The sequence below is a fragment of the Microbacterium sp. 01T413_2 genome, assembly GCF_056398985.1.
Window position 1 is genome coordinate 1 of sequence record NZ_JBFTQL010000013.1, and the last position, 10,758, is coordinate 10,758.

Below are 10,758 nucleotides of genomic sequence, written 5' to 3' on the forward strand. Positions count from 1 at the left end.
ATCATTGCTGACTTCATCCGAATGCCAACCCCAAAGGGTTGGTCTTTGATCCAAAGGAATTTCTCAACCAGCCCAAAAAGGACTGGACGAGGAATAAATTGGCATTTGACAAGTGCACGCTGTTGAGTTCTCAAGGATCGGATGCTCCTACAGCTCAGCCTCGCGGCATCACAAATAGGGCTAGATCTCACTCCCCCTCGCTGCGCCTTGCGGCGAACCTGAGGTGGGAGTTCCCAATCATAGTAGAAGATCTTCCACGAGGGAAGTTCTTCGTYGAGATCGGGGTTTGTTCGCCGCTTGGGGAGTCAGGCCTTCCGGCCCTTCGCTCTACCGCTTGGGGCGAACAAGTAATAAGTTACGCGGATCCCCGGGTTCCGGCAAATCGGGCTCGCAGCCCGGGCGTGTCGCACACCCCCGCTACCTGGTATCCAACCGGCGAAATACCTGATGAACGGGAAAACCCCCCTCCCGGCGAGGGCCGAGAGGGGGGTTTCAAGGGTCCGGGGCGGCTGCCGATGGACATCCGCAGAGGTCACATCCCGAGCGCGTGGGCGGCGGACTGCGCCCGGGCGACGAGCTCGATGCGCTGCTCGGCGACGCGCACCGGAGCGGTGCCGCCGACGCCATCGCGGCTCGCGACGGATCCCTCGATCGTGAGCACCTCGCGCACCCCAGGGGTCAGGTGCGGCGACACCTCGGCGAGGAGCGCGTCATCCGCATCCTCTAGACCGATGCCGCGCTGCTCGCACGCCCGCACCAGGGATCCGGAGATCTCGTGAGCCTCCCGGAACGGCACCCGGCTCTTCACCAGCCACTCGGCGACGTCGGTCGCGAGCGAGAATCCCTGGGGAGCGAGCTCGGCCATGCGCTCGGTGTCGAACCGCAGCGTCGCCACCATCCCGGTGAACRCCGGCAGCACGACCTCGAGCGTGCGGACCGAGTCGAACACCGGCTCCTTGTCCTCCTGCAGATCGCGGTTGTACGCGAGCGGCAGACCCTTGAGCGTCGCCATGAGCCCGGACAGGTTGCCGATGAGGCGCCCGGACTTGCCGCGCGCGAGCTCGGCGATGTCCGGGTTCTTCTTCTGCGGCATGATGCTGGATCCCGTGGAGTATCCGTCGTCGAGCGTGACGAAGCCGAACTCGCGGGTGTTCCAGAGGATGATCTCCTCGGAGATGCGGGACAGGTTGACGCCGATCATCGCCGTGATGAACGCGAACTCCGCGACGACGTCGCGGGAAGCGGTTCCGTCCAGCGAGTTCTCCGCAGGACGGTCGAGGCCGAGCTCACGGGCGACCAGCGCCGGGTCCAGGCCCAGAGTCGATCCGGCCAGCGCGCCCCCGCCGTACGGCGACACGCCGGCGCGCGTGCGCCAGTTGACGAGCCGCTCGAGATCCCGCACCAGCGGCCAGGCGTGCGCCTGCAGGTGGTGCGCGAGGAGCACGGGCTGCGCGTGCTGCAGATGCGTGCGCCCCGGCAGGATCGCACTGCCATGCGCCTGCGCCTGCGCGACGAGCGCGTCGACGAGGCCGAGCACCTCGCGCGCGATGAGACGGGCGTGGTCGATCAGATACATGCGCACAAGCGTCGCGATCTGGTCGTTGCGGCTGCGCCCGGCACGCAGACGCCCGCCCAGATCCGCGCCGACCTCGGCGATGAGCGCCGCCTCGAGCGCGCCGTGCACGTCCTCATCCCCGGGCTGCGGGAGCAGTGTGCCATCCGCGATCCTCGTCGCGAGGGCGTCGAGACCCGCGTGCATGCGCGCGGCCTCGTCGGCCTCCAGGTATCCGGCGGCCTCGAGCGCGGTCGCGTGGGCGTGCGAGCCGGCGATGTCATAGGGCGCGAGGATCCAGTCGAAATGCGTCGACCGGCTGAGCTCGGCGAGTTCGGGACTGGGACCTCCGGCGAAGCGGCCGCCCCAGAGCGCGCCCTGGTTCGTGCCGTGCGCGGCGGTGCGTTTCGTCTCCGTCACTTCGTTCCCTCGCTCAACGACCCCGAAGACTTCCCGATGAGCCACACCAGCAGCGCCTTCTGCGCGTGCAGGCGGTTCTCCGCCTCGTCCCAGACCACGCTCTGCGGGCCGTCGATGACCTCGGAGTCGACCTCGTAGCCGCGGTCGGCGGGCAGGCAGTGGATGAAGATCGCCTCGGGCGTCGCGAGAGCCATGGTCGCGCTCGTGACCTTGTAGCCACCGAGGTCACGCAGGCGCTGCGCCTTCTCCTCCTCCTTGCCCATCGACACCCAGGTGTCGGTGACGATCACATCGGCACCGACAGCAGCCTGGTCCGGATCCGTGAGAAGGGTCAGGGATCCGCCGGTCTCCGCGGCGCGGCGGTGAGCGTCGGCGACGACGTCCGCACGGGGTGCATACGCCTCGGGAGAGGCCACCCGCACGTGCATGCCCGCGGTGACGCCGGCCAGCACGTAGGAGTGCGCCATGTTGCTGCGTCCGTCACCGAAGAACGAGAGGGTGAGACCCTTCAAGTCGCCCTTGTGCTCGCGGATCGTGAGCAGGTCGGCGAGCAGCTGGCACGGGTGGAAGTCGTCGGAAAGCGCGTTGATCACCGGCACCCTGGTGCCCGCGGCCATCTCCTCGAGACCCGCCTGCGCGTAGGTGCGCCACACGATCGCGGCGACCTGACGCTCGAGCACCCTGGCCGTGTCCGCCGGAGTCTCCTTGCCGCCGAGCTGGCTGTTCGCGGTCGAGATGATCAGCGGGGATCCGCCCAGATCCGCGATGCCGACCGCGAACGACACACGCGTGCGGGTCGAGGACTTGTCGAAGATCACCGCGACCGTCTGCGGACCGGCCAGCGTCTTGTCGGCCCAACGATCCTTCTTCAGCTCGAGGGCGAGATCGAGGATCTCGGTCTGCTCGGCCGTGGTCAGGTCGTCGTCGCGCAGCAGGTGGCGGGTCATGCGTTCGTCTCCGTGAGAGCGGTGGCCGCGACCTCGGCGAGGGCGGCGGTGAACAGGTCGGTGAACTCGGCGATCTCGGCGTCGCCGATCGTGAGCGCCGGAGCGATCCGCACCGAGGACGGGTTCGCGGCGTTGATGACGAGCCCGAGACGCTGCGCCGCGGCGACGACGTCGCCCGCGACGGGAGCGGCCAGTGCCACGCCGATGAGCAGACCGCGGCCGCGCACACCGGCGACGAGCGGGGATCYGATCCCCTCGACGACCTCGCGCAGCTGGGCACCGCGTTCGCGCGCGTTCTGCACGAGGCCCGCCTGCTCGATCTCCTCGAGTACGGCGTTGCTGACCGCGGTGGCGAGCGGGTTGCCGCCGAAGGTGGAGCCGTGCGAGCCCGGCTGCAGCAGAGCCGCCGCGTCCCCGAACGCCACGAGCGCGCCGATCGGGAAGCCGCCGCCGATCCCCTTCGCGAGGGTGATCGCGTCGGGCACGATCCCCTCGTGCTGGAACGCGAACCAGTCGCCCGTGCGGCCGGCGCCGGTCTGGATCTCGTCCACGATGAGCAGCGCGCCGTGCTTCGCGGTGAGCTCGCGCGCAGCACGGAGGTAGCCCTCCGGCAGCTCGAGCACGCCGGCCTCGCCCTGGATCGGCTCGACGAACAGTGCCGCGACGCGATCGTCCATCGCCGCCTCGAGCGCCTCGATCGTGGCGGGGATGTGCTCCACTCCCCCGGGCAGCGGCTGGAACGGGTCACGCATGGACGCCTTCGCGGTCAGCGCGAGCGCGCCGATCGTGCGGCCGTGGAACGCGTTGTCGAGGGACAGGATCCGCGGGCGCTCGGTGGCCCGGTCCGAAGACAACCCGTGCAGGCGCGCGAGCTTGAACGCCGCCTCGTTGGCCTCCGTGCCGGAGTTCCCGAAGAACACCCGCCCCGCGTCGCCGGTACCGGCGAGACGCTTCAGCCGAGCCGCGAGCTCGAGTTGCGGAGGAGTGGCGAAGTAGTTCGACACGTGCGCGAGGGTGGCGGCCTGGCGCGAGACCGCCTCGACGAAGACGGGGTGGGCGTGCCCGAGGGCGGTGACCGCGATCCCCGCGAGGAAGTCGAGGTAGCGTCGTCCCTCGCCGTCCCACAGGTGCGACCCCTCGCCGCGGACGAGCAGCTCGAACCGCGGGCCCGCGTTCAGGATCAGGTCGCGGTCGGCCGCGCCCTGCCAGGCCTGTGCCGGTGCCGATGTCTGTGCGGCGTGCGAGGTCATCCCGCCACCACCTCCGTTCCGATTCCCTTGCTGGTGAACAGTTCGACGAGCACCGAATGCGGCACCCGTCCGTCGATGATGGCCGCCGCATGCACGCCCGACTCCACGGCCTCCAGGCACGCGGTCATCTTCGGGATCATGCCCGACTCGAGCGACGGGAGCATGGTCTTCAGCTCCGTCGTGGTCAGGTGCGAGACGAGCGAGTCGCGGTTCGGCCAGTCGGCGTAGAGTCCAGCGACGTCGGTGAGGATCACGAGCTTGACCGCGCCGAGCGCGGTCGCCAGCGCCGCCGCCGCCGCGTCCGCGTTCACGTTCAGCGACTGACCAGGATGGTCCAGATCCGGGGCGATGCTGGAGACGACCGGCACCCGTCCCGCGGCCAGATGGTCATGGACCGGCGTCGGATCCACCTGCACGACGTCGCCGACGCGGCCGAGGTCGACCTCTTCGCCGTCGATGATCACGCCGCGGCGACGTCCGCCGAAGAGCCCGGCGTCCTCTCCGCTCAGACCCGTGGCGATCGGTCCGTGCGAGTTGATCTTCGAGACGAGCTGAGGGTTGACCTGGCCGGTGAGCACCATCCGCACGACGCTGATCGCTTCGGTGTTGGTGACCCGGTAGCCGCCCTTGAACTCGCTGGGGATCTCGAGCCGCTCCAGCATGTCGGAGATCTGCGGTCCTCCGCCGTGCACGACGACCGGCTGCACGCCGACGTAGCGGAGGTAGGCGATGTCCTGCGCGAACGCCTCCTGCAGCTCATCGCTGATCATCGCGTTGCCGCCGTACTTCACGACGACGATCTGATCGCGGTACCTCTTCAGCCAGGGCAGCGACTCGATCAGCGTCTGCGCCTTGATCGCGGCTTCCTCGGGCGCGGTGTCCTGAAGGTCGCTCATGAGGAGTACGCGCTGTTCTCGTGCACGTAGTCGTGCGTGAGGTCGTTGGTGCGGATCGTCGCCGCGGCCTCGCCGACCTTGAGATCGATCAGCACGTGCGTCGCGCGCGGGGCCAGATCGACCTCCTCGCGCGGACGGTCGGGACCGCCGGCGGTGCACACCCGCACCCCGTTCATCCAGACGTCCACGTCGTAGGGATCGAATGCGGCCCGGGTGGTGCCGATCGCGGCCAGCACGCGCCCCCAGTTCGGGTCGTTGCCGAAGATCGCCGCCTTGAACAGGTTGTTGCGCGCGACCGCGCGACCCACCTCGACCGCGTCCTGCTCGCTCGCGGCATGCACGACCTCGATCGAGATCGCGTGACTGGCGCCCTCGGCGTCGTCCTGCAGCTTGCGGGCCAGCTCGTCCGAGACCTCGGTGAGCGCGGCCGCGAAGTCGTCCAGGTCGGGCCGGATCCCGCTCGCGCCGTTGGCGAGCAGCGTCACCTGGTCATTCGTGGACATGCACCCGTCGGAGTCGAGCCGGTCGAAGGTGGCGCCGGTCGCGCGACGCAGAAGGGCGTGAGCCTCGGCCGCATCGAGCTCCGCATCGGTCGTGAGCACCACGAGCATCGTCGCGAGACCCGGAGCGAGCATGCCCGCGCCCTTCGCCATGCCGCCGATGGTCCAGCCGTCTCGGCTCACCGCGACCGTCTTGGCGACGGTGTCGGTGGTCATGATCGCCTCGGCGGCGGCCTGTCCGCCGTCGGCGCTCAGCTGCGCGACGCCGGCCTCGACGCCCGCGAGCACCTTGCCGCGGAAGACCTCGTCCCCGGTGCCGATCAGCCCGGTGGAGCAGACCACCACGTCGCCGGCGCTCACCCCCAGCAGCTCTGCGGCGCGCTCCGCCGTGAGATGGCTGGTCTGGAACCCGAACGGGCCCGTGAAGCAGTTCGCACCACCGGAGTTCAGCACGACGGCCTCGACGATGCCGTCCTTCACCACCTCCTGCGACCAGATGATCGGGTTCGCCTTGGCGCGGTTGCTGGTGAACACCGCGGCGCCGACCTTTCGCGGGCCGCGGTTCACGACGAGGGCCACATCGGGCTTTCCGGTGGACTTGAGACCCGCGACGACGCCGGCCGCCTCGAATCCCTGGGGTGCGGTCACGCTCATGGGGCGACTCCGTTGATGCTGAGCGCCGTGGTCTCGGCGAGACCGAGCGCGATGTTCATGGACTGGATGGCGGCTCCCGCCGTGCCCTTGACGAGGTTGTCGACGGCGGTGACGACGACGACGCGGTTCGCGGCGCGATCGATCGCGAGGCCGATGAGCGCCGTGTTGGCGCCGAGCACGTCGGCGGTGCGAGGGACGGATCCCTCCGGCAGCAGCTGCACGAAGACCTCGTCGCCATAGGCGCTCTGCCAGGCCTCGCGGATCTGCGCGTCGGTGGCGCCTGGGACGATCGGGGCCGTCGAGGTCGCGAGGATCCCGCGGGCCATCGGCACGATGACCGGGGTGAACGAGATCCGGATCCCCTCGGGCGCCACGCCCGACGCGGCGGCGAGAGCCTGACGGATCTCGGGGATGTGCCGGTGCGTGCCGCCGACGGCGTACGGATTGGCGGATCCGAGGATCTCACTGCCCAGCAGATGGGTCTTGAGACTCTTGCCGGCACCGGATGGGCCGACGGCGAGCACGGTCACGATGTCGGACGGGTCGATCACGCCCGCCGCGACGCCGGGGGCGAGGCTCAGGCTCACCGTGGACGCGTTGCAGCCGGGGGCCGCGATGCGGCTGGCGCCGCGGAGGTGCTCGCGCTGCTTGACGCCGTTCACCGGCAACTCGGGGACGCCGTAGGCCCACGGCTCGTGGAAGTCCCCGCCGTAGAACGCGTCCCACGCGGCCTCGGAGGTGAGTCTGTGGTCGGCTCCCGCATCGATCACGAGCGGGACCTCGCCGAGGGCGTCGGTGTACTGACCGGACTGGCCGTGCGGCAGGGCGAGGAACACGATGTCGTGGCCGGCGAGGATCTCCGGCGTCGTGTCCTGCAGGGTGAGGTGCGCGAGCGAGCGCAGATGCGGCTGATGCTCGGAGAGCTTCTGTCCGGCGTTCGAGTGCGCCGTGACGGTGCGGATCTCGACGTCGGGATGGTTCGCGAGCAGGCGAAGGATCTCGCCGCCCGCATAACCGGATGCGCCGGAGACGGCGACGGAATACGTCATGCTTCCACCTTAACGGTCGGGTCTGCCGGCGACGCCCAAGAAGACGGCGCGGGACAGGAGTGCGATGCGGGGCCGGAGGCGGCGACGCCGGCACTCGACCGCGAACGACGCGGGAGCGCGGGGTCGCCTAGAGTCGGCGGTCGCCCGAACGGCGTCGACGCACCACGACCGCACCCGTGAGGGTGGTCGTGTGCGGAGCCGGAAGCATGCGGCGACGATAGCGCGGGGTGGCGCTCTCCTCCAAATCGAGGGCGCCTTCGTGCGTCATCGAGCCCGGTCGCGGGTGGCGGCGACACCCGGCCGCCGCCACCCGTCGCGCTGCGCTCGCTCAGAGAGCGGCCGCGGCGAAGAAGGCCCGCTCGTGCTCGCTCGAGCGCATGAACGCGACCCGCATCCGCTCGCGCGTGGCCGCATCCGCGGCGGCCGCGCGCGCGGTGACGAACCGGATCGCCCGCGCGGTCGCGTCGGCGAACCCCGGATCCGCATACTCGTCGAGCCAGTCCTTGAAGGGGTGCTCGGCGAAGGGGCGCGACGGGTCGCTGCTGGCGGCGGCGTGCAGTCTGGCGCCCACGTCGGAGTACAGCCAGAAGCAGGGCAGCAGGGCCGCGATCAGCACGCCGTAGTCGGCATCGAACGCGGCACCGCGGAGGTGGTCGAGATAGGCGACGGTCGCCGGGGCGGGCTCGGCCCGGAACGTGTCGGCCCCCACCCCGTCGGGAGAGATCCTGCTCGCGTGCAGCTCAAGCTCCACGATCACCGCCTGCTCTGCCGAGTGCGCCCAGAACGCCTGCTCCTCAGGAGTCGGCGCGAGGCGGGCCGCCTCGGCCAGGGTGCGCGCGTACTCGCGCAGGTACAACGCGTCCTGCGCCAGATACCAGCGGAACGCGGCCGCCGAGAGGGATCCGTCCACCATCCGGCGCAGGAACGGCAGCTCGTCGATCGCGTCCCGGATGGGCGCGATCGCCTCCCACCAGTCCGAGGCGACGGTCTCCGCCTCCGGGACGGCGGCCAGTCCCCCGCGCCGCCACAGCCCGGCGAAGTGGCTGATCGGACCGTGACCGGATCCGACCTGMARCCCGGCGCCGGCGGCGATCGATTCGCGCAGCCACGACCGCACCTCGGCCACCGCATCGCGCCAGTCGAGATCGGCAGCCCGGCGGGTCGCGAGCCCGGCGGAGAGCGAGCATCCTGTGCCGTGGGTGCTCGCGGTGCGAATGCGGGAGCCGGGATACTCGCGTACCGGCCCCGAGGGACCGACGAGCGCGTCGGGCGCCTCGTCGCCGCCGAGATGCCCGCCCTTCACGAGCACCAGCGCACCGGTCGCCGCCGCGAGCCGCTGCGCCTGGCCGAGGGCGCCCGTCCAGCTCGTCGCCGCAGGCTCCCGTACGAGGACGGCCAGTTCGGGGAGGTTCGGAGTGAGGAGGTCGGCCAGCGGCAGCAGCGCGCGCAGGGCCTGCTCCGCTTCGGTGTCCAGCAGCCGGTCCCCGCTGGTGGCGACCATGACCGGATCCAGCACGACCGTGGGCGGGCGGTGCGCTCGCAGCCACGATTCGACCTCCGCGATGACCGCGGCCTCTGCGAGCATTCCGATCTTCACGGCGTCGACCCGCACGTCGTCGCCGATCGCGTCGAGCTGGGCGCGCAGGAATGCGGCGGGCGGGACGTGCACGGCCCGGACGCCGCGGGTGTTCTGCGCGGTCAGAGCGGTGATCGCGGCCATGCCGTAACCGCCGTTCGCGGCGATCGCCTTGAGATCCGCCTGGATTCCCGCGCCCCCGGAGGGGTCGCTGCCGGCGATCGAGAGCACCCGCGGCACGCCGCCCGCACCCCAGGCCCGCAGCAGCGTGCGCGCCGCGTCCCGAGGATCCGGGGCCGCGCACAGTGCGGACACCACGGCGACGCCGGCCGCGCCCGCCGCACGCAGGGCGGCCACATCCTCACGGCTGATGCCGCCGATCGCGACGCACGGCAACGAGCTGGCCGCGGCGAACGCGGCGAATCCGGCCACGCCCAGCTCCGGCGGGTGGTTGCGCTTGGTGGTCGTGGGGTGGATCACTCCCACACCCAGGTAGTCGACGGTGCCGGCCGGCAGCACCGTCGCGGCTTCGAGGTGCGCCGGCTGGTTCGCCGTGAGGCCGACGATCGCATCGGGGCCGAGCACCGAACGGGCGACGAGGGGCGACACGTCCGACTGGCCGATGTGGATGCCGTCCACGCGCGCGCCGCGGCGCCGCGCCTCCACGACGGCGTCGAGCCGATCATCGACGACGAGCAGCGCCCGCCCCGCGATGACCTCGGAGAGCTCGACGAGCTGCTCCACGATCGCGGCGTCATCGGCGTCCTTGTCGCGCAGCTGCACGATCCGGACACCGCCCGCCACGGCGGCGTCGACCACGGCGGGCACTCCGCGTGCACCGCTCAGCACGGGGTCCGTGACGAGGTAGAGCGCAAGGTCTTCCGCCGTCAGCCTTCGCCGCGAGGTCGCCTCGCGGGTGCCGGCGTGGCGCGGCGCGGTGGCGACGTCTGCGAGCGTCATGCCGTGGCCTCCGCCGTCTCGATCGCCACGGCCTCGACGCGTGCGCGCGCCGTGAGGGACTCCGGCCGGATCGCCGCGAGCGCGTCGAGCAGGGCGACGGCGAAGGATCCGGGACCGTCGGATCGGGAGGCGGCGTCCTCGGCGGCCAGCGTGTAGACGAGGGTGGCCGCGGAGGCGGCGACCAGAGGGCTGTCGCCGGTCTGCCGCGCAGCCCCGAGGAAGRCGGCCATCACCGCACCCAGCGCGCAGCCGCCCCCTGTGACACGGGTGAGCAGGGCATCACCGTTCGCGATCCGGATCTCGTGCTCGGCGTCGACGAGGAGGTCGACGGGGCCCGATACGGCCACCGCTCCCCCAGTGCTCCGGGCCACTTCGCGGGCTGCGCCACCCGCCGCCTCGGTGCCGTCCAGTGCATCCACGCCGCGTCCGCCCAGGCTGCGGCCGGCGAGGGCGAGGATCTCCGACGCGTTGCCGCGGATGAGGGTGGGACGCAGCGCGAGCAGGTCCTGCGCCAGCGCGGTGCGCACCGGCAGCACGCCGACCGCGACCGGATCCAGCACCCACGGCGTCCCCGCCGTGCGCGCACCGCCGACGGCCTCGAGGCTCGCCGAGCGCTGCTCGGGCGTGGGCGTGCCGAGGTTGACCAGGAGCCCGGACGAGATCGCGGCGAACATGCCGGCTTCGCCCGTGATGTCCACCATCGCGGGAGCCGCGCCGAGCGCGAGCAGCACGTTCGCCGTGAAGCCGGTCACGACCGAATTCGTGATGCACTGCACGAGCGGGGGCTCCGCCCGCAGCTTCGTGAGAAGGTCCGCGGCGGATTCCACCGTGGACTCGGACGACAATTCCAGACGCGCGTTCATCGCGACATCCCTTCGCTAGTACGACCTAGATCAGGTTCGACGGGTGTGATCTCAGCCGCGGATGCGGCACCCCGTGTCACTGCGGGCCAGT

At 71.0% G+C, this 10,758-nt stretch carries 8 protein-coding genes and 1 riboswitch; all 8 genes read right to left on the reverse strand.

Annotation, left to right across the window (positions count from 1 at the left end; all coding sequences use genetic code 11):
• Nucleotides 1-532: 532 nt before the first annotated feature.
• Nucleotides 533-1,972 carry an argininosuccinate lyase gene (gene argH, locus AC1DMN_RS08800; protein ID WP_477384110.1) on the reverse strand — a complete coding sequence of 480 codons (1,440 nt, stop codon included), beginning with the start codon at nucleotides 1,970-1,972 and terminating at the stop codon, nucleotides 533-535.
• Nucleotides 1,969-2,919, reverse strand: a complete 951-nt coding sequence (gene argF, locus AC1DMN_RS08805) for an ornithine carbamoyltransferase (protein ID WP_477229344.1) — start codon at nucleotides 2,917-2,919, stop codon at nucleotides 1,969-1,971. The genes argH and argF overlap by 4 nt, the downstream gene beginning before the upstream one ends.
• The gene (locus tag AC1DMN_RS08810; RefSeq protein WP_477384112.1) at nucleotides 2,916-4,169 is read right to left on the reverse strand and encodes an acetylornithine transaminase; all 1,254 of its coding nucleotides are present in this window, start codon (nucleotides 4,167-4,169) and stop codon (nucleotides 2,916-2,918) included. Before AC1DMN_RS08810 ends, argF begins: the two co-directional genes overlap by 4 nt.
• Nucleotides 4,166-5,065 carry an acetylglutamate kinase gene (gene argB, locus AC1DMN_RS08815; RefSeq protein WP_440734444.1) on the reverse strand — a complete coding sequence of 300 codons (900 nt, stop codon included), beginning with the start codon at nucleotides 5,063-5,065 and terminating at the stop codon, nucleotides 4,166-4,168. The genes AC1DMN_RS08810 and argB overlap by 4 nt, the downstream gene beginning before the upstream one ends.
• Nucleotides 5,062-6,219 (reverse strand): bifunctional glutamate N-acetyltransferase/amino-acid acetyltransferase ArgJ, encoded by a 1,158-nt coding sequence (gene argJ / locus AC1DMN_RS08820; RefSeq protein WP_441976158.1) that lies wholly within the window; start codon nucleotides 6,217-6,219, stop codon nucleotides 5,062-5,064. Before argJ ends, argB begins: the two co-directional genes overlap by 4 nt.
• On the reverse strand, nucleotides 6,216-7,268 hold the full coding sequence (gene argC / locus AC1DMN_RS08825) for an N-acetyl-gamma-glutamyl-phosphate reductase (protein WP_440734446.1): 1,053 nt from the start codon (nucleotides 7,266-7,268) through the stop codon (nucleotides 6,216-6,218). The genes argJ and argC overlap by 4 nt, the downstream gene beginning before the upstream one ends.
• 328 nt (nucleotides 7,269-7,596) lie before the next feature.
• The gene (locus AC1DMN_RS08830) at nucleotides 7,597-9,804 is read right to left on the reverse strand and encodes a bifunctional hydroxymethylpyrimidine kinase/phosphomethylpyrimidine kinase (protein WP_477384114.1); all 2,208 of its coding nucleotides are present in this window, start codon (nucleotides 9,802-9,804) and stop codon (nucleotides 7,597-7,599) included.
• Nucleotides 9,801-10,667, reverse strand: a complete 867-nt coding sequence (gene thiM, locus AC1DMN_RS08835; protein ID WP_477384116.1) for a hydroxyethylthiazole kinase — start codon at nucleotides 10,665-10,667, stop codon at nucleotides 9,801-9,803. Before thiM ends, AC1DMN_RS08830 begins: the two co-directional genes overlap by 4 nt.
• A riboswitch (TPP riboswitch) is annotated at nucleotides 10,658-10,751 on the reverse strand. Its footprint overlaps the gene before it by 10 nt.
• Nucleotides 10,752-10,758: the final 7 nt, after the last annotated feature.

Bases quoted from the DNA above. Each gene is read 5' to 3' on its own strand.
- argC (WP_440734446.1), bottom strand. From the start codon at position 7,268: ATGACGTATTCCGTCGCCGTCTCCGGCGCATCCGGTTATGCGGGCGGC.
- argB (WP_440734444.1), bottom strand. From the start codon at position 5,065: ATGAGCGACCTTCAGGACACCGCGCCCGAGGAAGCCGCGATCAAGGCG.
- argF (WP_477229344.1), bottom strand. From the start codon at position 2,919: ATGACCCGCCACCTGCTGCGCGACGACGACCTGACCACGGCCGAGCAG.
- argJ (WP_441976158.1), bottom strand. From the start codon at position 6,219: ATGAGCGTGACCGCACCCCAGGGATTCGAGGCGGCCGGCGTCGTCGCG.